This window comes from Tepidanaerobacter acetatoxydans Re1, from assembly GCF_000328765.2.
GTDB lineage: Bacteria > Bacillota > Thermosediminibacteria > Thermosediminibacterales > Tepidanaerobacteraceae > Tepidanaerobacter > Tepidanaerobacter acetatoxydans.
The window spans coordinates 1,299,898-1,323,073 of the sequence record NC_019954.2 but is presented as its reverse complement, the minus strand read 5'-3'; the positions used below and the strand labels follow the sequence as shown (position 1 = coordinate 1,323,073).

Genomic DNA, 23,176 nt, shown 5'->3' with positions numbered 1-23,176 from the left:
GTTTCTACATAAATAGTATTTTGAAAAAGATATTTTATGACATAAAAAAACATAAACCGATATTATTCGGTTTATGCTTCGATGCTTTTTTTAGTTTGTGTTTCATTAAGAGCATCTTTGTGCGATAAGTTAATCCTACCTTGTTTATCAATATCAGTTACTTTTACTAGGATCTCATCACCAACTTTTACTACATCTTCTACCCGTTTTACTCTCTCTTTGGATAACTTCGAAATGTGAATTAGGCCTTCCTTCCCTGGCAATATCTCCGCAAAAGCTCCAAAATTAGTCGTACGCATTATTTTACCCATATATATTCGACCCACTTCAACATCCTGTGTAATCTTATCAATTATTTCCATTGCTTTAATTCCCGCTGACTCTTCAGGTGCAGATATATAGACCTTCCCATCGTCTTCGATATCAATTTTTGTATTTGTTTCTGCAATTATCTTGTTAATAGTTTTCCCTCCCGGACCTATAATGTCTCGGATTTTATCCGGGTCTACAGTAATCGTAAATATTCTTGGAGCATAGGCAGATAATTCTTTTCTAGGTTCAGGGATTACCGACAGCATCTTGTCCATAATGAATAGACGGCCTTCCCTTGCTTGCTGCAAGGCACTTTTCAGTATATCTTCATCAATTCCCTTTATTTTAATATCCATCTGAATTGCAGTAATACCATTTTTTGTTCCTGCAACTTTAAAATCCATGTCGCCTAAAAAATCTTCCATACCCTGTATATCGGTCAAAATTGTAACTTTATCCCCTTGCTTAATTAAGCCCATAGCTACACCTGAAACAGGTGCTTTTATAGGTACACCGGCATCCATTAATGCAAGTGTTGAACCGCATACGCTTGCCATCGAACTGGAACCGTTAGAGCTTAAAACTTCTGAAACTAATCTTATGGTATATGGAAAATCTTCCTCTGAGGGAATCATTGGCTCAAGAGCTCTTTCGGCCAAGGCACCATGACCTATTTCTCTTCGCCCCGGTCCTCTAATAACTTTTGTTTCACCTGTGCTATATGGCGGAAAATTATAATGATGCATATATCTTTTTGACTCTTCAATACCTAGACCATCCAAAATCTGAACATCACCTAAAGCTCCGAGAGTTGCTACTGTAAGAACCTGTGTTTGTCCGCGCGTAAATAAGCCTGAGCCATGAGTCCTAGGTAAAATCCCTACTTCACAAGAAATCGGCCTTATTTGATTGGGTGTTCTGCCGTCGGGTCTAATGCCTTCATATGAAATCATCTTTCTTACTTCTTCTTTTAGGATATCATATAATACATCAGTTATTTGTTTTTCCGTATCCGGATAAATGTCTTGAAAATGCAGCAAAGTATCTTCGTTTATCTTATCAATATAAGCTTCTCGCTCTTGCTTATCATAAATTCTAATGGCTTTTAATATATCTTCAGTTGCAAATTCGCGAACCGATTTTTCTAACTCATCATCAATTTCTTCCGCAGTTATTTCCATTTTAGTTTTACCGATTTCATTAATTATTTCTTCTTGAAAAGCTATAATCTTTTTAATTTCCTCATGGCCATAGAGGATGGCACTTAACATTTCATTTTCGGATACTTCATCGGCACCAGCTTCAACCATAAGTACTGCTTCTTTAGTTCCGGCTACTACCAGTCTGAGACGACTTTTTTCAGCTTCAGACACTGTAGGGTTTATTACATATTTGCCATCAATTAAGCCTACTGATACTGCTCCGACAGGACCTTCAAATGGTATATCCGAGATACACAATGCACATGATGCACCATTAATAGCAACAATATCAGGAGTATTGTCTTGGTCTACTGATAAAACGGTAGCAATTACCTGTACATCATTTCTAAAATCTTTGGGAAATAAAGGTCTCAACGGCCTATCAATTAAGCGTGCCGAAAGGATGGCCTTTTCACTGGGTTTTCCCTCCCTTTTAATAAAACCTCCGGGAATCTTACCTACGGCATATAATTTCTCTTCATAATCGATAGTAAGCGGCAAAAAGTCTACACCTTCTCGGGGCTTTTTAGAAGCTGTAGCCGTCACTAATAACACAGTATCTTCATATCTAATCATAACTGAACCATTGGCTTGCTGAGCCACTTTGCCTGTTTCTATGATTAATTTACGACCACCTATTTCTGTTTTAAATTCTGGCAAGAAATAATCCTCCTTTATTTGATTTTTTTAACTTTTTAATAATGATTTTATTCGACACTAAAATTAGTATTTCCTTCTTTTAAAATAAAAAGGCAATTTAAACTTCATAATTGAGTTTTAATAAAAAAAATAAAATTTAAGCGGGGAAACCCCGCTTTATTTCCTTAACTCTAATTTTTCAATAAGATTTTTATAACGTTCCAAGTCATTCTCTTTTAAATAATTAAGCAAAGCACGTCTCTTACCGACCATTTTAAGCAAGCCTCTGCGAGAATGATGATCTTTTTTGTGCTGCTTTAAATGTTCGGTTAATTGGTTTATTCTGTGTGTTAACATAGCAATTTGAACTTCCGGAGAACCAGTGTCGGTTTCGTGAATTTTGTATTCATTTATTATTGCCTGTTTAGTTTCCTTGACCAATGCCATATTGCATTCACCTCCTTATTCTATAAAATCCCCGATTGCCCAGTAAATCGTTGGAGACCTCAATTAACCGAGCAAGGGTTCATATATCGCAAATAGATTTTATCATAACATGCAAGAAAAGTAAATTTAAATTAATTTTAAAATTTCCATAGCCCTTATAAAGTCATTTTGTATTTGCATTGCGAGAGCTTCGGCTGTATTAAATTTAATTTCCCGACGCAAATTGTCAATAAACATAACCTCGAGTTTTTCACCATATAATTTTTTGCTAAAATTAAATAAATGCGTCTCAAGCCATATACTATCGCCATTAAAGGTTGGCTTTATACCTAGATTTGCCACTCCTTTATATATATTATCTTTCCAACGTACAAGAACTGCATATACTCCTCTGGGAGGCAGTATGAGTTCTTGTTCTGGTAAAATATTTGCAGTAGGAAAACCTAGCTTTTTACCTATACCGTTTCCATGTTGCACAAAACCTTCAACGGTAAACGGACGCCCTAAAAATTCAGCAGCGCTTTTCATATCGCCTTTTTCTATTAGGTTTCGAATAAAAGTACTGCTAATAATTTGCCCTTTATATTTTACAGGTGGAATGATAATTGTATCAATGCCTTCTTTATGGCATATCTCTTTTAAGGTATGAGCCGTACCCTCACTCTTGTATCCAAATCTATAATTATAACCGACAACTATGACCTTTGCGTTACATTTATTGATTAATATATCGTATATAAAATCCTTATAATTTATCCTGGAAAATTCCAAAGTGAAAGGCGCCAAAATGAAGTGGTCTATTCCATAGGATTTCATTATTTGCTGTTTTTGATTTGGTGTCATTATAAATTTTACATTGTTATCCGAAGATAAGACTTTTGATGGGTGTGGTTCAAAAGTAAAAATTAAGGAATCGATATTCCTTAATTGAGAAGATCGTAATAATTCTTTAATTAATTTTTGATGGCCTTTATGTATACCGTCAAAGTTTCCAATGCCGCAAGCTGTGCAATTCGCTATTTGTAAAGATGACAATTCATGGTATATTTTCATATGCTTCTCTCAATCCTGCTTTAAAGATTTAAATACTTGTAGTGCAATTCGGTTTTTGATTTCTTTCACAACTGCAATGCCTAAAAATTCTTTAAAGTTATAAACACGAATAAATTTATCTAGATACACTCTTAGATAATCGAAATCGCCATATAACACTTTACCTTTTATAAAAAAAATATTATCTTCTCGATTTAATATGACCATGGGCATATTTTGCAAACACTGATCTATTGGGATTAAAACCTTTTCAAATGTATTATTTATAAGATTTTGTTGAATCTCTTCAAGAGTTAATGAATCTTCTATTTTAAAAGACCCAGATCGTGTCCTAATCAAATCTGAAAGGCATGCTCCACAGCCAAGTTTATTGCCGATATCCTCACAAAGAGTTCTTATATATGTGCCCTTTGAACAAGCCACATTAATAATAGCAGATTTTTCGTCAAATTCAAGTAAATCTATGGAATATATATATATTTTTCTAGGTCTTCGTTCTACCGTTATTCCTTGACGTGCCAATTCATATAATTTTTTTCCTTTATAATGCACGGCTGAATACATAGGTGGTATTTGCATAATTTCTCCAGTAAATTCTTTAAGAACTTCTTCAAATTTAATTTTTCCAATGTTAAAAGGACCATTATAAATCTTTATAATATTTCCTTGAAAATCGCCAGTATCCGTAGTAACTCCCAAACGCATTTCAGATATATATTCTTTGTCATCTTCCATAAAAAATTCTATAGCCTTTGTTGCCTTACCGATAAAAACAGGTAGCACTCCGGTGGCAGCAGGGTCTAAAGTTCCACTATGACCTATTTTTTTAATCTTTAACAATCTTCTTAAATGATTTATAACATCATGAGATGTCATTCCCGCAGGTTTTAATACATTAATTACACCTTTCACCAAACCCCTCCATTATATACATCCTTACTGTGTTTAAAACAATTTTACGGGCTTTTTCTAAAGGAACTTTCATAATACAACCTGCGGCTCTTAAATGGCCACCTCCGTTAAATTTTTCCGCTATCTTACTTACATCCATCCACTCGTTTGACCTAAATCCAACTTTTGTAAGTGATTCCTCTTTTTCTCTAAAAAGTACAGCTACTTCCACACCTTCAATTTCTCTAGCATAATTAATGATACCATCTATATCTTCCTCTAAGGCTCCGGTAATTTCAAGCATTTCTTTTGTAATATAGATACTTGCTACTTTATTATCAGCCGATAATTCAAGAGTATCTAATGCTAGTTTCAGTAAATTGATAGAACTGATACTTCTTTTTTCAAAAACTTGGCGACTCACATAATTCGGTTTTACGCCTTTATCTACTAAATCTGCTAAAATCCTTAATGACAAAGATGTAGTATTAGAATATCTCATAGAACCAGTATCGGTAACAATAGATGTGAAAATATTAAGAGCAATATCATAATCTATTTCAATTTCGCCATCTAATAACCCATATATAATTTCTCCAGCTGAAGAAGCATTGCTATCAACTATGTTTAAGTTGCCAAAGTTAGTATTGCTTTTATGGTGGTCTATATTTATTATGACATTTGCATATCTATCTAAGCCTTCTCTAAAACCAAGTCGTTCAACATCGCTACTATCTACAGCAACTAACGCGTCATAATTACCTGAAATTCTCTTTGTAATTAAATTACTTCCCGACAAAAACTCATATTTTTTAGGGATATCATCATTGATTACCGGCACTGCCTTTTTATCTTTTTTCAATAAAGCAAGAGTCAATGCAAGTACAGAACCTATACTATCTCCATCTGGATCAATATGTGAGGTGATTATAAAACTGTTATTGTTTTTAATAGCCTCATAAAAGGCAGTAACATCAACAATATCCATGTTATTTATCCTCTTTTTCTTCTTGTTTCTGTTTTTTAATTTCTTCTAGTAATTTATTAATATGAATCCCGTATTCAATAGACTCATCTATTCTAAAGGATAACTCAGGCATATACTTTATTCTGATTTTACTTGCTAATTCATGCCTTATAAAATTTTTTGCATTCTGAATTACATCAAAAGTAGTATCTCTTTTTGTTTTATCGCCATAAAAACTAATAAACACTGTAGCGTGCCCAAGATCCTTTGTTACCTTAACTTTAGTAACAGATATCAACCCTTCAATGCGCGGATCTTTTAAATCACTATTTATTATTTCACTAATACCTTTTTTAATTTCTTCTGCAATTCTTTCGTTCCTAGAAAAGTCCACTTTAGTATTCACCTCATACTAATATTAGCTCTTAACCGGTTTGATTACAAAAGCCTCAAGAACATCCTGCTCTTTTATATCATTGAATTTTTCAAGACCGATACCACACTCATATCCGCTCATAACTTCTCTTACATCATCCTTAAATCGCTTTAAGGAAGCTATCTTACCTTCGTGAATTACAATTCCTTGACGTATTACACGGATTTGTGAATTTCTGGTAATTTTTCCTTCTGTAACAAAACACCCAGCTACCACACCAATTGTAGGAACTTTAAATAATGCTCTAACTTCTGCTCTGCCCATTACTACTTCCTCGTATTCCGGTTCAAGCATTCCCTTCATGGCTAGCTGAATATCGTCTAAAACATCATAAATGATTCTATAAGTTCTTATATCGATTTGTTCTTTTTCTGCCATCTTTTTTGCATTAGAATCAGGTCGCACATTAAAACCAATAATTATTGCATCCGAAGCTGATGCAAGCATTACATCACTTTCAGTAATTGTCCCCACACCACCATGAATTATCTTAACTTGAACTTGATCGCTCGAGCACTTTTCTAAAGCTTGTTTAATCGCCTCAATCGAACCTTGTACATCAGCTTTTATTATCAAATTCAAATCTTTTACTTCGCCTTTTTGAAGCTTTTCAAATAGTCGGTTCAATGATATTTTTTTAGGTGTATTATATTCTGGTTCTTTTTGAAGATTCTTTTGCTCTTCAGCAATTGACTTAGCTTCTTTTTCGCTTGATACGGCTATTAAAATATCGCCAGCAGTTGGCACTTCAGACAATCCCAGCACTTCCACAGGCATTGAAGGCCCTGCTGCTTTTATTCTTTTACCGCGAGAGTTAAACAATGCCCTTACCTTCCCATAAGATGTACCTGCAACTATTCCGTCACCAACTCTTAAGGTTCCTCTTTGAACCAGAACGGTAGCAATAGGGCCACGACCTTTATCCAGCTTGGCTTCTATTATAACCCCACGAGCTTTACAGTTGTAGTTAGCCTTTAATTCAGACATTTCAGCCACTAATAGAACCATTTCTAAAAGTTGGTCTATCCCTGTTTTTGCTTTTGCGGAAACATTTACAAAAATTGTATCTCCACCCCATTCTTCAGGAATTAAACCATAATCCGCTAACTGTTGTTTTATTCTGTCCGGATTTGCTGCAGGTTTATCAATCTTATTTATTGCAACAATAATGGGAACACCTGCTGCTTTAGCATGATTTACAGCCTCAACAGTTTGCGGCATTACACCATCATCCGCTGCTACTACTAATATTGCTATATCAGTTACTTTTGCACCTCTGGCTCGCATAGCTGTAAAAGCTTCATGCCCTGGGGTATCTAAAAATACAATCTTTTTTCCATTAACTTCAACTTCTGAAGCACCTATATGTTGAGTAATACCGCCTGCTTCTTGCTTTGTAACACTCGTTTGCCTTATAGCATCCAGTAGAGATGTTTTGCCGTGATCAACATGACCCATTACCGTTACAACTGGGGGACGAGGTTTTAAGTCTTTAGGATCATCACTTTCCTCTTTTATTAATAGATCTTGACCATCTTCTTTTTCTTCAGTAACGTCAAATTCAAACTCACTGGCAAGTTTCTTTGCTGATTCAAAATCTATTTCTGCATTAATGTTTACCATCAAACCGTAATCCATGAGTTTCTTTATTATTTTAACTGGTTCAATTCCCATAAGAACGCCTAAGTCCTTAACACTTATTTTTCTGGGAATAGTTATTACTTTTCGTTCGTTTTTATTATTATCCTCAGTTTTCGTACTGGTAATCTCGCTTTTTTTAGTATCATATGATTGAGCAGATTTCTTCTTACCTTTTCCTGATTCTTCTTCAATTAGTTCAATAACTAGTTTTGCTGTATCTTCGTCAATTGTGCTCATATGATTTTTTACAGTTACATCTAAATCTTCTAAAATCGTAATGAGTTTTTTACTGGAAATTCCTAATTGCTTGGCTAATTCATATACACGTAGTTTAGTCAATATCCCCCACCCCCGTTAAAAGATTAATACGCCTAGATATTTCTTTTGCTATACCTTTATCAGTAATCCCAATCACCTTTCTTTTTTTCTTGCCGATTGCTCTACCTAATTCATCAGAAATTCCCCACGAAATCATAGCTATATTTTTGCGGGTGCTTAATTCCTTGATTTTTTTTTGGGTGTTTTCCGATATATCCTTGGATATAATTATCAAAAAAACTTTATTGGCATTAACGCTTCTTTCCACACAATCCAGGCCTGATATTAACTTGCCTGCCTTTTGGGTAATGCCTAATATAGAAAAGACTTCATCGGATTTCATGAATTTAATAATTCCTCCTTGATGTTTAAAACCATTTCTTTTGTTACGCGAAAATCCAAGGCTTTAGAAAGTTGGTTCTCCCTCATCGATGCTTCAATGCATTTATCATTTTTGCAAAGATAGGCTCCACGGCCAGATTTTTTACCTGTAGGATCTATTTCAATTTTACCATCAGTAGTACGAACTATTCTTATTAATTCGTTTTTTGGTTTCATTTCCTTGCACCCAATGCACATACGCATCGGAACCTTCTTACGTTTCACTTTCGTCACCTCTCAAATCATCACTGGCATTAAAATTGCCATCCTTGCTCTTTATATCTATTTTCCAACCGGTTAACCTTGCAGCAAGTCTTGCATTTTGGCCTTCTTTTCCAATAGCTAATGATAACTGACTTTCTGATACAGTGACTCTTGCTGTTTTAGTATTCTCTTCTACAATAACATTCAACACTTTTGCGGGACTTAAGGCATTTGAAATAAATTCAGCCACATCTTTATCCCATTTAATTATATCTATTTTCTCCCCATTAAGTTCATCCACAATTGACTGGACTCTTGATCCTTTGGGACCGACACAAGCACCTACCGGATCAATGTTTTCATTTTTTGAGTATACGGCTATTTTTGTTCTAGAACCAGCTTCTCGAGCTATTCCCTTAATTTCTACAATACCTTCATAAATCTCGGGCACTTCTAATTCAAACAACCTTTTTACAAGTCCGGGATGAGATCGTGAAACAGTTATCTGAGGGCCTTTGGTAGTCTTCTTAACTTCAAGTATATAAACTTTTATTCTATTACCTTGAACATACTCCTCAGAGCTTATTTGCTCTCCAGTAGGAAGAATAGCTTCAGTTTTACCTAAATCAATTATAACATTTTTTTTGTCAAATCTTTGAACTATACCTGTAACTATATCGGTTTCTCTCCCAGAGTATTCTTCAAATATTAAGTCCCTTTCAGCTTCTCGTATTCTTTGCATTACAACCTGTTTTGCTGTTTGTGCAGCTATTCGGCCAAATTTTTTTGGAGTTACTTCTATGGAAATAACATCACCGATTTTTGCAGTTGGGTTAAATGTGTATGCTTCATTAATATCAATTTCAAGGAGTGTATCTTTTACTTCGTCCGTAACTACCTTTTTAGAAAATACTTTTACTTCCCCCGTATCTCTATCGATACTGACAGATACATTTTGAGAAGAACCATAATTCTTTTTGTAAGCAGATATTAATGATGCTTCAAGTGCATCTAATAGAATGTCTTTTGATATGCCTTTTTCTTTTTCTATTTGTGCCAATGCTTCGATAAATTCTATATTCATTTTCGATCCCCGTCCCATTTGAATTTTAACTTAGCTGATGATATCTTTTCTTTCGGAATTAAATAACATTCTCCATTCTTAACAGTAACAGTATTGTTTGAATAATCCTCTAAAATCCCCGTGAAAACCTTCTTATCACCAATCTTTTCAAAGGTTTTAATTTCTACAAATGAACCGATGTATCTTAAAAAATCCTTGTCCGTTTTTATCGGTCTTTCTAACCCTGGAGAAGATACCTCTAAAATATAACTGCATGGTATTAGATCAGCAATATCAAGAAGTCTGCCAACTTCTACACTCACAGTCTGACAATCATCAATGGTTATCCCACCAGGCTTATCAATATAATATCTTAAATACCAATTTCCAGATTCCTTTACAAATTCCATATCGATTAATTCAAACCCTGCTGCTTCAACGGCTTTATAACCCAAATTCCATAGTTTCTTCATAGATTCATCTTTCAGCATAGTATAATCACTCCTGTAAAACCAAAAGTTTTATTTAGTTTGGCATAAATTAAAATGACATTAGTAATAGAAAAACATTCTTATAAAATGAAGAATTAGTCTTATAATATTAAAGAGTGGGAATTTACCCACTCCAAGTTTCACCTCAATAAATAATGTCCGTTTACTACCCTTTAAATTATAACACAGCAACTTGTCGAATGCAACTCAAAACAAACTTATTTGATCAGTTTCCTGAAGGCCGTTTAATATGCTATTTTGCTTCAAAATCTGGACAACAGTTTTAGTTATCTTTGTCCTTTGTTGTAAATCATCAATTGAAGTAAATCTTCCTTTGTTTCTTTCCTTTTTTATGTTCTGAGCCGCTGTAATCCCTAAGCCTTGCAATGCCGATAAAGGTGGCAATATACCGTCTTTTGTTATTTTAAATCTTTTCACATCTGACTTATATAAATCTATGGGAACAAATTGGATACCTCTCATATACATCTCATGAGCTACTTCTAACAGTGTAAAAATATTTTTTTCTTTAGCGGTGGCCTCTTTTTCTTTCTTTTCAATTTCATTCATTGTTTCCATAATTTTTTTAGGGCCCTGTAAAATTAGTTCAGCATCAAAATCGTCTGCCTTAACAGTAAAATAAGTTGCATAAAAGGCTTCTGGAAAATGCACTTTAAAATATGCAATTCTAAAAGCCATCACTACATAGGCTACGGCATGAGCCTTTGGAAAAAGATATTTAATTTTCTTGCATGATTCAATAAACCATGAATCTATATTACTATTTTCCATTAATAGTTTTTCGTATTCCGGTTTCAGGCATCTACCTTTTCTTACGTCTTCCATAATGTTAAAGGCTGTTTTAGAATTAATTCCCTTGTTTATTAAATATATCATTATGTCATCCCTGGTAGCAATTACATCTTTTAATGTTGCAATATTATTTTTTATAATGTTTTGTGCATTATTAAGCCATACATCCGTGCCATGTGATAAACCGCTTATTCTAACCAGTTCTGAGAATGAAGTCGGACGCGTATCTTCGAGCATTTGCCTAACAAACCTGGTCCCAAATTCGGGAACTCCCAGTGTTCCCACTGATGTTCCTAAAACCTTTGGATCCAAGTTTAATGGTGTAAGAGATGAAAAGATTTTCATAGTTTCTGCATCATCTAAAGGTATTTCTTGCACGTTTATACCTGTTTCTTCCTCTAACATTTTAATGACTGTAGGATCATCATGACCTAATAAATCTAGTTTTAGCAGTCGATCGCTGATAGAATGATATTCAAAATGAGTTGTAATAACCCCTGAACCCTTGTCGTCGGCGGGATGTTGTATTGGTGTAAATTCAAAGATTTCTTTATCCTTTGGAACTATTATTAGGCCTCCGGGGTGTTGACCTGTCGTCCGTTTAACGCCCGTAATCCCAGCAGAAAGACGGGTTAACTCGATATTGGGTAGCTGCATACGTTTTTCTTCTAAGTATGCCTTAACAAAGCCAAAAGCTGTTTTTTGTGCTATGGTTGAAACAGTCCCAGCTCTAAATACATGATGCTCTCCAAATAATTCTTCAGTATACTTGTGAGCTTTTGACTGATATTCTCCTGAAAAGTTTAAGTCAATATCAGGGATTTTATCTCCCTCAAAACCCATAAATACCTCAAAAGGGATATTAAAACCTTCTTTTTTCATACGACTTCCACATTTGGGGCAATTTTTATCAGGTAAATCCGGACCCACTATTTCTTGCTTATCTTCTTCAAATATAGACGTTTGGCATATCGGACATAAATAATGAGCCGGCAATGGATTAACTTCCGTAATTTGGCACATGGTAGCAACCAGAGAAGAACCTACTGACCCTCTGGATCCAACAAGATACCCATCTTCCATAGATTTTTTTACTAGCTTATGTGCTATAAGATATATTACAGCATAGCCATTATTAACAATAGAATTTAATTCATGTTTTATCCTTTTTTCAACAATAGGAGGTAATTTTTCGCCGTAAAGTTTCTTAGCTTGCCGATAAGTCATGTCAATGATTTCTTGTTCAGCGCCTGCAATTTTAGGCGGATATAGTCCGTCTGGAAACGGTACAATCCCGTCATTTACTTCATCTGCTATAATATTTGGATTTTTTATAACTACTTCATTTGCTATTTCTGTTCCAAGATATTTGCATTCGTTTAACATTTCATCAGTAGTTTTAAAATATAATCTCGATTCTTTGTCAGCATCTTGGAATCCCTGAGCATTTAGAAGAATTTTTCTAAGTATTTCATCTTCGGGATTAGCAAAGTGCACATCACCAGTCATTACTACAGGCTTTCCTGAATTTTTCCCTATATCATATATTTTACGATTCAGTTCCTCGAGTCTTTGCATTCCGCTTGCATACCCGCCATCGATTAAAAAGGCATTATTGTGTAGTGGTTGAATCTCCAAAAAGTCATAAAACCCTGATATTTCTTTGACTTTTTCATAGCTACAAAAATGGAGCAAGCTCTGAAACAGCTCACCTGCTTGGCATCCGCTTCCAATTAATAAACCTTTTCTATAAGTTCTAAGTAAAGATTTTGGTATACGAGGATGCCTATAGAAAAAATCTAAATGTGATACAGATACAAGTTTATATAAATTCTTTAAACCAATATTGTCTTTTACAAGAATCGTAGCATGATAAGAACTTAGGTTTGTTGCGCCCTTTTTTAATTTATAAATATCATTTATTTGAGAAAGATTATTTATACCTGCTTCATTTACCTTTATGAGGAGCTCCTGCAATATAAGCGCTGCAGTCTTTGCATCATCAATAGCTCTATGGTGAGATCCCATTTTTATATTTAATTCTTTTGCCAAAGTATCTAATCGGTGGTTTTTTAACTTGGAAAAAATTATTCGGGCTAAAGCTAAAGTATCCAGTATATTATTTTTGAAGGGAATTCCGAGCTTAGATGCTTCCCTTCTTATGAATCCAGAATCAAATTCTGCGTTATGAGCCACAAATACTCCATCACCTAAGAATTCCATAAAGGATGGAAGAACCTTTTCAATAGGCCTTGCGGTTTTTAGCATATCATTTGTTATTCCTGTGAGATTTATAATATTAGTCGGGATGAGTCTTTGGGGTTTTATAAAGGAACTAAACCTATCAATAATCTCATTATTAAGTATCTTTACAGCACCTATTTCTATAATCTCATCATTATCAAAACAAAGTCCGGTTGTTTCTATATCAACAACTACAAATGTCACATCTTTGATTGGTTTATCCGGAGGCGATATTATAACAGGATTCTCATCATCGAATATATATGCTTCAACCCCATAAATCGGCTTTATGCCGATTTTTTTTGAAGCCTCATATATTTCGGGGAAAGATTGCAATACACCGTGATCAGTAAAGGCAACTGCCTTATGTCCCCACTTTTTAGCCATTTTAATAACCTCTGTCGGTGAACATAAGGCATCCATAGAACTATATCGTGTATGTAAGTGTAATTCAACCCTTTTTTCAGGTTTTGTATCCATCCTTTCAGGCTTTTTGTCAATATTAACATCAAACGGAATCAATTCATACTCCTGACTGTACTTACTCTTTTCTATTTTCCCGCGAACTTTTAACCAAAGGCCTTCTTTAAATCTAAATTCTAAGGATTTTTGTTCACCTGAAAGAAATATTTTTACTAAAATTGAACCAGTATAGTCAGTTAAACCAAATGTAAGCATTATTGTCTTATTTTTTAATTCACGTTTTTCAATATTAAAGACCTCGCCAGAAAAGATAATATCGTTAGTTTCACTAATAAAATCACCTATAGGAGTTGAATTGCCTGAAATTATTCTTCCAATTATATTTGGAGATAAGTTATCATCATCAATTCCATTACCTTTAAATTCATTTTCTTTGAGGATAGACTCTATTATTTCTTTTTCCTCTTCATAAATGTCATATGTGTTTTCTTTTATACTTTCCTCAGTCTTTTCTTTAAAAACAACTTTTAAAGGATACCCTAAACCTGTGAAAAAATTTTCTATAATAGGGCATACCTTACGTTCTTTTAAAAACTCTATTCCGCTAGGTTCAACATAAATATTCAGATGTTTTTCATTTAATTCCCAATAGCTGTTAAGCATCCACATTTGTGATGCCGGAGCTTCAGTAAATATGTGTTCTAAAAGGTCTTTCCATACTTTTGTAACTAGCGCTTGAGCTTTATTTTTATTATCTACTTTGACGCAATGAAACAAAATATTATTAGTATGCGGCAAATGAGACAATAATATATTTTTTATTTTAATTAATATTTGTTCGGTTAAAACGTGTTCTGAAAGTAAAAAAATATCTAAGTCTTTCTTTTCCCTTGAAACAACTATGTTCTCTAATATAATATTTGTTAACAATCTCTTTTCTTCAGCTTCAAATATTTTTAAATCCTCTTCTTTAAATATATTTTTAAGGTTGATCATACTATAATCCCTCTACATCAAAAAAGAAAAAATTATTTTAATTAAATTTGAATTTTATAGCACTAGATATTATATCCACATACATTTTTATTCTGGATATAAAGCCTAAAAAAGCACCTCTTTTTTCTTCTTTCATTACATGAGTTAAATTAGGAAGATAAACTCGCTGAACCCTTACTTTTTCTTTCTCGGCCATTAAAGTAAGTGCCATTTCAATACCATAATCTTTTACATTGTGTTTTTCAAGTTTATAAAAAACTGATCTTGATATAGCTCTCTGACCCGAAAGAAATGGTGCGATTTTTTGGGCTAAATCAGTAGCTCCTCTCCCGGATTTAAATATCCCTATAGTCATATCAGCTTTTTTATCAATAATAGGCTGTAAAAGGCTCGTAATATGTTCATCCTTCAAGCCTATTAAGTCTGCATCTAGCATTAGGATTATATCCGCATCCGTATTTTTAACGCCTATTAAGACAGCATTTGTTTTTCCTTGATTTTTCTCAAGCTCAATTACGCAAGCCTTATAAGATTTGGCTATTTTTGCAGTATTATCACTCGAGCCGTCACTTATAACAATAATTTCATCTATTAGTTTGTGGGTTGACAAGGGTTTTAAAACATTACCTATGGTTTTTTCTTCATTGTATGCAGGTATTACCACAGCAATTTTCATAGGTGTAAATCACCCTTTGCAATTTAATTTGTCTGGCAAACACAAATTTACTAACTAAGATTTTAAAAAGCTTTAACAAAATAATTAAATATTTCTAGTTTTATTTACTCATAAAGTTAAATAGGGAATTTTTTATAATGCTATTTTTTAATAGGATTTTGCAAAATAAGCAATAATATTCGATTCTTTATTACATACTATGCATCGTCCTAAAGTTGATTGTTCAGAAAAAGGGATACACCTGAGAGTGGCTCCGGTTTCTTCCTTTACATATTTTTCACATCCTGGATTTCCGCACCAATGTGTTTTTATAAAACCTCTTTTCGTATCTATTATTTGTTTAAACTCATCAAAATTATCAACTTTCCTGATGTTTTCCCGCATGAATCTTTTAGCTTGATTAAACATGTTTTCTTGTATTTCATCCAATAGGGTTTTTAAGCGGGGCAGTAACTCAGATTCACTTACAGTAAATTTTTCTCCTGTGTCTCTTCTCACAAGAACCACCTGCTGTCTTTGAATATCTTTTGGACCTATCTCAATACGAACCGGAACTCCCCGCATTTCCCATTCATTAAATTTCCATCCTGGCGTATATTCATCGCGATCATCAAGCTCAATTCTTACTTCACTTTTAAGTTTAGTAAAAATTTCATTGGTTTTATTTAACACTAATTCAGTTTGTCTGCCAAAAATCGGTACAATAACTGCTTGTATAGGTGCTATAGTTGGAGGAATTTTTAAACCACGGTCATCGCCATGGACCATAACAATGGCACCAATTAATCGAGTAGTAATACCCCATGATGTCTGCCAAACATACTTAAGCTGGCCGTCCTGATCTAAAAAAGTAATATCATAAGCTTTAGCAAAATGCTGGCCTAAATTATGAGATGTTCCCGCTTGAAGAGCTCTTCCGTCACTCATCAATGCTTCTATAGTATATGTCTTAGAAGCACCGGCAAATTTTTCATTATCTGACTTTTCACCTTTTATTACGGGTAGTGCCAAATCTGTTTCTACGAAATCTCTATAAACTTCAAGCATCCTTAAAGCTTCTTCTTCGGCATCTTCTTTAGTCCTGTGTGCTGTATGCCCCTCTTGCCACAAAAATTCAGCAGTACGTAAAAATGGCTTCGTGCTTTTTTCCCATCTAACTACATTACACCATTGATTTATTAGAACTGGCAGGTCTCGCCAGGATTTTATCCATTTAGAATACATATTACATATTATAGTTTCGGAAGTAGGTCTTACCGCCAAACGTTCGGCTAGCTTTTCGTTTCCTCCGTGAGTAACCCAAGCCACTTCCGGAGCAAAACCTTCTACATGTTCGGCTTCTTTTTGAAGAAGAGATTCTGGAATGAAGAGAGGAAAATACGCGTTTTTATGGCCAGTAGCTTTAAAACGATCATCTAATAACTGCTGTATATTTTCCCACAAGGCATAGCCATAAGGCCTTATAACCATACAACCTCTAACAGGTGAGTAATCTGCCAGTTCGGCTTTAAGTATCACATCAACATACCACTGTGAAAAATCTTCAGTTTTTGGTGTTATTTCCTTTACAAAGTCATTTTCCATAGTTCAAGTATTACCTCCTTCAACTTTCCCTTAAAATATAATAACATATTTTAGATGTTCACTATCTCATTTATTTCTCGAATAAGCTCTGAAACAGCATCTTCTTCAGATACAGTCTTTATTATCTCACCCTTTTTAAATATTGCAACCTTTTTTTTGCCGCCTGCAATACCGATATCTGCTTCTTTGGCTTCACCCGGGCCGTTTACTATGCACCCCATAACTGCTACCTTCAGTGGCTTTTTCACATTGGCAAGCTTTTCTTCAATTTCTTTTGCTATACTGATTAAATCAACTTCAGTTCTACCACATGTTGGACATGAAATCAAATTTATTCCGCCTTCTCTTAAATTTAAGCTTTTTAATATTTCAATGCCCACTTTTACCTCATCTGACGGTTCCCCTGTCAAAGATACTCGAATTGTGTCACCAATTCCTTCATACAATAAAATCCCTAAACCTACTGAAGACTTTACTGTACCGTTTATTAATGTTCCGGCTTCTGTTATACCCAAGTGCAAAGGGTAATCTACTTTCAGAGCCATCATTTTGTATGCCAATATATTTGAAAGCACGTCAGAAGACTTAAGTGAAACTACTATATCGCTAAAATTCATGTTCTCTAAAATTTCAATATGTCTTAACGCACTTTCGACCATTGCTTCAGGTGTGGGTTTGCCATACTTGTGAAGTAAATCCTTTTCAATGGACCCTGAATTGACACCTATTCTGATAGGTATTTGATAAGCTTTGGCTAGCTGAACAATCTCCCTGACCCTTTCGGCATCACCGATGTTTCCTGGATTTATTCTGATAGCATCGGCACCCTGCCTAATGGATTCAATCGCCAAACGATAATCAAACTGGATATCTGCCACTAAGGGTATATGAATTTGCCTTTTTATCTTGGATATAGCTTCAGCACTTTCTTGATCCGGGACAGCTACCCTGATAATATCACAGCCATATTCTTCTAAAGCATGTATCTGTTGTATGGTACTTTTTACATCATATGTCTTTGTATTTGTCATGGACTGAACGCTGATGGAGCTGTCCCCTCCAATACCGACATTACTAACCATAATTTTTTTAGACTTACGTCTATCTTTTATACCGTAATTATTCATCATAGCTCCTCCAGTTAATTACCAAATAAATCTGAGCTTAAAATATATGTTCAGTAAATTTTTATTATTGCATTTTTAACCAAAACTGTTTCATCAAATTTATCAAATCCAGTTCCTTTATATCTTTGAATAAAACTACTATCATTAAAAACATCAATAAAGCAAATCCAATAAAATGTATTAAGCCTTCTTTTTCTTGATCAATTGATTTGCCTCTTAAAAGCTCTAATAACAAGAAAATGGCTCGACCGCCATCTAGGGCAGGAATAGGAAAAAGATTAAATAATCCTAAATTTATACTTATTAGAGCTGCGATATATAAAAGTTGAAAAATACCTACCTTAGCTGCTTCACCTACTATTTGAAACATTCCTACAGGGCCTACCACATCGACTTTTGCGTTACCAGTTATCATTTGAGATAGACCTACCAATATCATTTTTGAAATCCAAAAAGTCTTTTCGACTCCAAACCCAAGACTCTTACTCAAAGAATGTTTGACTACAACAGTTTTAATGCCTATAATTCCTCGCTGTGTCTGTGGCTCTGCCGCTGTATTTACTTTATATGAAATAAAATCGCCATTTCTAAGCACCGTTATGTTTATTTCTTCATACGGTTTATTACTAATTATATCTACTATTTCATCCCAGGAGTTAACCTTTTCATTATTTATAGCATATATTTGATCTCCATTGCGGATTCCAGCTTGTTCAGCCGGTTCCCCAGGGATAACTGTAACGCTTGTTGTAGCAATCCCTGAAGAAAAACTAATAATTGCCAGTAAAAGTACAGCTAGAAGAAAATTCATTATAGGCCCCGCTAATACAACACCCATTCTTACTAATGCTGGTTTATTGTTAAAAGCTCTGGGATCAGTAGTTTTAGAATCTTCTCCCTCCATTTTTACGTAACCGCCAAAAGGAAGTGCCCGTATGAAATACTCAGTTTCTTTCAGCTTTATTTTTAATATTTGTGGTCCAAAACCTAGGCTGAATTCATTAACCTTTATATCAGATAATTTTGCAAAAATGAAGTGACCGAATTCATGAAAAAAAACAAGCATACCAAAAACTATTATCGAAGTAACTAAGGTTAGCAATATTTCCACCTTCCGTAATTTTATACTTTCTTTGTAGTTTTAGTCAATGGAGGTATTATTCCTGAATGAATCAGAGCTCTAACTACGACAACTACCAAAGGTCCTATAAATAATCCTTTCCAACCCAGCATTTCTATCCCCAGATAGATGGAGATTAAAGTTAACAAGGGATCTACGTCAAGATTCTGACCGATTACTTTGGCTTGCAAAATCTGTCTGCTTCCAATAATTATAACATATAATAGCAACAAACCCACAGCGAAATTTATATTATGAACAATAATCGAATAAATAATCCACGGTATGAATATTAAGCTGGGCCCAAACAAAGGCATTATATCCAATAGCCCGCAAATTATCCCTAAAATTAGCGCATAATCTACTCTTAAAATATAAAAGCCGATAACGGTTATAACTGCAGAAATAATAACTAAAATTATTTGTGCTTTTATCAATCTAAAAAAGGAGAATATAATTTCGACTTGGAGTAATTTTACCTGCTCCTGAAACTGCTCTGGAAATAAGTTCTTTATAGCTTCTATGATTTTATCCTTGTCCTTGGTCAAAAAATAAGTAAATAAAAACACAAATACTATTATGGCAAAGGCGCTAACAAATAAATTAGGAACCATCCATATCTTATTAACTAAAAGACTATAAAAATCCGATATCGAACCTGTAATTGTTGACAATATTTGATTTAAGTTTGCTTTTACATATGTCAATATTTCTTCGGGAATCCTTGAAAAAAAGCTATTTATAAATAGAAAAACCTTATCTAAAATAGTGTTAAAATAATCGCGCTGGTAAGGTATAAGATTTATAAGCCTTGCTAGTTCAAAAGTAAAGCGTGCGATTATAAGAAAAAAAACATAGCCTAATCCACAGAATATCGCAGTAAGGACTATCGCAGTAATTACACCTCTGGTAAAGCCTGTTTTTCTTTCAATGAAACTTACTATGGGATCAATCAATATGGCTAAAATTATCCCTATAACTAACGGCAGTAAATGTTTTAAGGCTAAAACAATGATTAGTGAAGTGAAAATTATAGCAAGGATTAGAAAAACGATCGGGGTATAAGTGGTTTTTATTTTCATTGGAGACCACCTTTTTGAAGTAATAATATAATATAAATATATGCCACAGGAAAAGAGAAAAGAGCACTGTCTAATCTGTCAAGAATTCCTCCATGACCGGGAATGATATTTGAAAAATCCTTAATCTTGCAATACCGTTTAATTAAAGAAGCCGATAAATCACCTGCTTGAGAAGCAAATGCGATTAAAAAACCTAATATCACAGCATATAGATTGCTTATTTCCGGCAGAAAATATATTTTGAAAATAGTGCATACTATTACACTTAATAAAATACCGCCTAAGCTTCCTTCTAAAGTTTTTTTCGGACTAATATTTGGCGCTAGAGGTATTCTGCCCCACCAAATACCGGCAAAAAAAGCTCCTGTATCACAAGCCCAAATTGTAACAAATATCCACCAAGTTAAGTTCGTTCCGTTAGGAAGATTCCTGGCTAGTATAATGCTCATAAATAAGAGTGCGGTATATACAAATGAAAATACACTAAAAACAGCATCACTTAAACGGCTGTGAAAATTATTTATTAAACTAAATAAAAATGTCAATATGAGTATTAATACTATAGAAAAATAAACTAAGATAAAATCGAATTTATAAGAAAAATTAACAAAATATAATAGCACAACTGCAAAAACTGAATTTAAAATGAAATTTATATGTATATCTGCTTTTTGTAAGGCATTATAAAGTTCATAAATAGCACATAAGTTTAGAACAGTTATCCCTATATAAAAGAACCAACCACCAGTATTTATACCATATCCCAATATCAGCATACCGATAATAGCACTTATAGTTCTTATAAGCATCAATTCACCTGCTTTGTTTTTTTAGCCCTCCAAATCTTCGTTCGCGTGCTTGATAATCATATATAGCTTTTAACAGATCCTCCGGTTTAAACTCGGGCCAAAATATTTCCGTAAACCATAATTCAGTATAAGCAATTTGCCAGAGTAAAAAATTGCTTATCCGTAACTCACCACTGGGTCTTATCAATAAATCCGGATCCGGTAAATCATGAGTATATAAATACTTATTAAATCGCTCTTCATCGATTTTATCAATAATCAGATCGCCTTTTAAAACATCACTGCATATATTCTTGCAAGCCAATAATATTTCTTTACGAGCACCATAATTCAATGCAATATTCAAAACAAGTCCGGAATTATTCTGTGTTATTATTATGCTTTTTTTAATTTGTTTAGCAACTTTATCAGGTAACTCTTCCCAATCACCAGTTACAATAATTCTTATATTATTTCGGTGTAATTCTTCAACCTCTTTTTTTAGATAATACAATAAAAGATTCATTAATGAATTTACTTCTTCAGCAGGCCTTTTCCAGTTCTCAGACGAAAATGCAAATACGGTTAAAATTTGGATTTTTAATTTTGAACAAGTGCTTACAATATTCTTAAGCGTTTCGGCTCCTGCCCAATGGCCAGCTATTCTGGGAAGGCTCTTACTTTCTGCCCACCGTCCGTTGCCGTCCATTATTATAGCAATATGTTTTGGCATATTATGCATTTTTAATTTCTCTAACATAGGTTTAGAATCATTCATAGACATTCTATCTCATATTCCTCCTACACAATTTACGCAAAAGAATCCCCTCCACCGAGGGGATTCTTACCCTTAGTCAACTGCCTCGACTGGATAAATCTTTGCACTCAGTAATTTTAAAAAAATAAAATGGTCTATGTGGTAAATAAAAATATAATTGAGTTTATACTTCCATTATGTCTTTTTCCTTATTAGCTAATATCTTTTCAACTTCATCTATGTATTTATCGGTTATTTTTTGAATTTCTTCCTGTGAACGCTTTAAATCATCCTCGGAAATTTCTCTGTTTTTTTCCATCTTCTTTAAAACATCATTATATTCTCTGCGAATATTTCTAATGGATACTTTGGCCTCTTCGGCTTTTTTCTTAGATAATTTTACAAGTTCCTGTCTTCTTTCAGCGGTCAGTTCCGGTAGAATCAGTCTTATAACCTTACCATCGTTATTTGGCGTAAGGCCAAGATCTGACTTTAAAATAGCCTTCTCTATGACCCCAAGCATTTTTAAGTCCCACGGCTGTATTAGAATCATTTTAGGTTCCGGGACACTGACAGAAGCAACTTGATTTACAGGAGTGGGCGAACCGTAATAATCTACATATATTTTATCAAGAAGTGCTGCAGATGCCCTACCGGCTCTTATAGTGGTAAACTCCGACTTTAAATTTACCAATACCTCATTCATTTGGTTTTCCATCTCAGTATAAATCTTCTTGTCCAAATTTAATCAACTCCCCCTTACTAATGTGCCTATATTTTCGCCTAGTATCACTCTTTTTATGTTACCAGGCGTATTTATGCCAAAAACAATGATTGGGATATTATTATCCATGCACAAAGAAGTTGCCGTTGAATCCATTACACCTAAACCCTTATTTAGTACATCAATATAATCGAGAGAATCATATTTTTGCGCCGCAGTATTTAGTAGAGGATCAGAATCATAAACTCCATCAACTTTTTTCGCCAACAGTATTACTTCCGCCTCTATCTCAGCAGCCCTTAGGGCAGCAGTGGTATCCGTTGAAAAGAACGGGTTGCCGGTTCCCGCAGCAAAAATAACCACTCTTCCTTTTTCAAGATGTCTTATGGCTCTTCTTCTGATATATGGCTCTGCTACCTCTCTCATTTCTATAGCAGTTTGAACTCTTGTTTGAACTCCTCTGTTTTCTAAAACATCTTGCAAGGCAAGTGCATTAATTACAGTAGCTAACATCCCCATATAATCTGCCGTTGCTCTATCCATTTGCTCTGAATCTCTGCCTCTCCATATGTTACCACCGCCTACAACTATCGCTACCTCAACGCCAAGATTATGGACTTCTTTAATTTGATCCGCTATTGAATTCAGTATTTGTTGATCGATACCAAAACCTTTGCTGCCAGCTAATGCTTCACCGCTGATTTTTAAAATGATTCTTTTATAAACTGGTTTTTGCATCCGGAACCCTCTCTTTGCTAAATGAATTCTATATTTTATTACAAAATCCTCCTTTTTAA

At 34.2% G+C, this 23,176-nt stretch carries 21 protein-coding genes; all 21 read right to left on the bottom strand.

The features are described 5' to 3' along the window. Positions 1–71 precede the first annotated feature (71 nt). Complete coding sequence (locus TEPIRE1_RS06365) at positions 72–2,174, bottom strand: polyribonucleotide nucleotidyltransferase (protein ID WP_013778345.1); 2,103 nt, start codon at positions 2,172–2,174, stop codon at positions 72–74. Between the two features lie 156 nt (positions 2,175–2,330). Beyond that, positions 2,331–2,600 carry a 30S ribosomal protein S15 gene (gene rpsO, locus TEPIRE1_RS06360; protein WP_013778344.1) on the bottom strand — a complete coding sequence of 90 codons (270 nt, stop codon included), beginning with the start codon at positions 2,598–2,600 and terminating at the stop codon, positions 2,331–2,333. Between the two features lie 126 nt (positions 2,601–2,726). Continuing rightward, complete coding sequence (locus TEPIRE1_RS06355) at positions 2,727–3,653, bottom strand: bifunctional riboflavin kinase/FAD synthetase (protein WP_013778343.1); 927 nt, start codon at positions 3,651–3,653, stop codon at positions 2,727–2,729. A gap of 9 nt (positions 3,654–3,662) precedes the next feature. Next, positions 3,663–4,565: a tRNA pseudouridine(55) synthase TruB gene (gene truB, locus TEPIRE1_RS06350; RefSeq protein WP_013778342.1), complete on the bottom strand. Its 903-nt coding sequence runs from the start codon at positions 4,563–4,565 to the stop codon at positions 3,663–3,665. Continuing rightward, on the bottom strand, positions 4,549–5,532 hold the full coding sequence (locus TEPIRE1_RS06345; RefSeq protein ID WP_013778341.1) for a DHH family phosphoesterase: 984 nt from the start codon (positions 5,530–5,532) through the stop codon (positions 4,549–4,551). Before TEPIRE1_RS06345 ends, truB begins: the two co-directional genes overlap by 17 nt. Before the next feature lies 1 nt (position 5,533). Next, a complete protein-coding gene (gene rbfA / locus TEPIRE1_RS06340; RefSeq protein WP_013778340.1) occupies positions 5,534–5,905 on the bottom strand; it encodes a 30S ribosome-binding factor RbfA in 372 nt (123 codons plus the stop codon). A 24-nt stretch (positions 5,906–5,929) separates the two neighbouring features. After that, a complete protein-coding gene (gene infB / locus TEPIRE1_RS06335) occupies positions 5,930–7,927 on the bottom strand; it encodes a translation initiation factor IF-2 (protein ID WP_013778339.1) in 1,998 nt (665 codons plus the stop codon). After that, on the bottom strand, positions 7,920–8,249 hold the full coding sequence (locus TEPIRE1_RS06330; protein WP_013778338.1) for a L7Ae/L30e/S12e/Gadd45 family ribosomal protein: 330 nt from the start codon (positions 8,247–8,249) through the stop codon (positions 7,920–7,922). The genes infB and TEPIRE1_RS06330 overlap by 8 nt, the downstream gene beginning before the upstream one ends. After that, on the bottom strand, positions 8,246–8,512 hold the full coding sequence (gene rnpM, locus TEPIRE1_RS06325) for an RNase P modulator RnpM (RefSeq protein WP_013778337.1): 267 nt from the start codon (positions 8,510–8,512) through the stop codon (positions 8,246–8,248). Before rnpM ends, TEPIRE1_RS06330 begins: the two co-directional genes overlap by 4 nt. Next, positions 8,502–9,575, bottom strand: coding sequence for a transcription termination factor NusA (gene nusA / locus TEPIRE1_RS06320; protein WP_013778336.1), 1,074 nt, complete (start codon positions 9,573–9,575; stop codon positions 8,502–8,504). Before nusA ends, rnpM begins: the two co-directional genes overlap by 11 nt. Continuing rightward, positions 9,572–10,045, bottom strand: a complete 474-nt coding sequence (locus TEPIRE1_RS06315) for a ribosome maturation factor RimP (RefSeq protein ID WP_013778335.1) — start codon at positions 10,043–10,045, stop codon at positions 9,572–9,574. Before TEPIRE1_RS06315 ends, nusA begins: the two co-directional genes overlap by 4 nt. A gap of 207 nt (positions 10,046–10,252) precedes the next feature. After that, positions 10,253–14,521: a PolC-type DNA polymerase III gene (locus tag TEPIRE1_RS06310; RefSeq protein ID WP_013778334.1), complete on the bottom strand. Its 4,269-nt coding sequence runs from the start codon at positions 14,519–14,521 to the stop codon at positions 10,253–10,255. A gap of 37 nt (positions 14,522–14,558) precedes the next feature. Next, on the bottom strand, positions 14,559–15,197 hold the full coding sequence (locus TEPIRE1_RS06305; protein WP_013778333.1) for a glycosyltransferase family 2 protein: 639 nt from the start codon (positions 15,195–15,197) through the stop codon (positions 14,559–14,561). Between the two features lie 147 nt (positions 15,198–15,344). Continuing rightward, entirely contained in the window at positions 15,345–16,781 is a 1,437-nt protein-coding gene (proS, locus tag TEPIRE1_RS06300; protein ID WP_013778332.1) for a proline--tRNA ligase, read from the bottom strand. Between the two features lie 50 nt (positions 16,782–16,831). Next, a complete protein-coding gene (gene ispG / locus TEPIRE1_RS06295; protein WP_013778331.1) occupies positions 16,832–17,908 on the bottom strand; it encodes a flavodoxin-dependent (E)-4-hydroxy-3-methylbut-2-enyl-diphosphate synthase in 1,077 nt (358 codons plus the stop codon). 64 nt (positions 17,909–17,972) lie between these two features. Further along, the gene (gene rseP, locus TEPIRE1_RS06290; RefSeq protein ID WP_231848332.1) at positions 17,973–19,019 is read right to left on the bottom strand and encodes an RIP metalloprotease RseP; all 1,047 of its coding nucleotides are present in this window, start codon (positions 19,017–19,019) and stop codon (positions 17,973–17,975) included. Between the two features lie 11 nt (positions 19,020–19,030). Next, positions 19,031–20,110 (bottom strand): sporulation integral membrane protein YtvI, encoded by a 1,080-nt coding sequence (gene ytvI / locus TEPIRE1_RS06285; protein ID WP_013778329.1) that lies wholly within the window; start codon positions 20,108–20,110, stop codon positions 19,031–19,033. Next, complete coding sequence (locus tag TEPIRE1_RS06280) at positions 20,107–20,919, bottom strand: phosphatidate cytidylyltransferase (protein WP_013778328.1); 813 nt, start codon at positions 20,917–20,919, stop codon at positions 20,107–20,109. Before TEPIRE1_RS06280 ends, ytvI begins: the two co-directional genes overlap by 4 nt. 4 nt (positions 20,920–20,923) lie before the next feature. Beyond that, the gene (locus tag TEPIRE1_RS06275) at positions 20,924–21,682 is read right to left on the bottom strand and encodes an isoprenyl transferase (RefSeq protein ID WP_013778327.1); all 759 of its coding nucleotides are present in this window, start codon (positions 21,680–21,682) and stop codon (positions 20,924–20,926) included. Positions 21,683–21,839: 157 nt separating this feature from the next. Continuing rightward, positions 21,840–22,373: a ribosome recycling factor gene (gene frr / locus TEPIRE1_RS06270; RefSeq protein WP_041591531.1), complete on the bottom strand. Its 534-nt coding sequence runs from the start codon at positions 22,371–22,373 to the stop codon at positions 21,840–21,842. Positions 22,374–22,403: 30 nt separating this feature from the next. Next, complete coding sequence (gene pyrH / locus TEPIRE1_RS06265; RefSeq protein ID WP_013778325.1) at positions 22,404–23,117, bottom strand: UMP kinase; 714 nt, start codon at positions 23,115–23,117, stop codon at positions 22,404–22,406. Positions 23,118–23,176 lie beyond the last annotated feature (59 nt).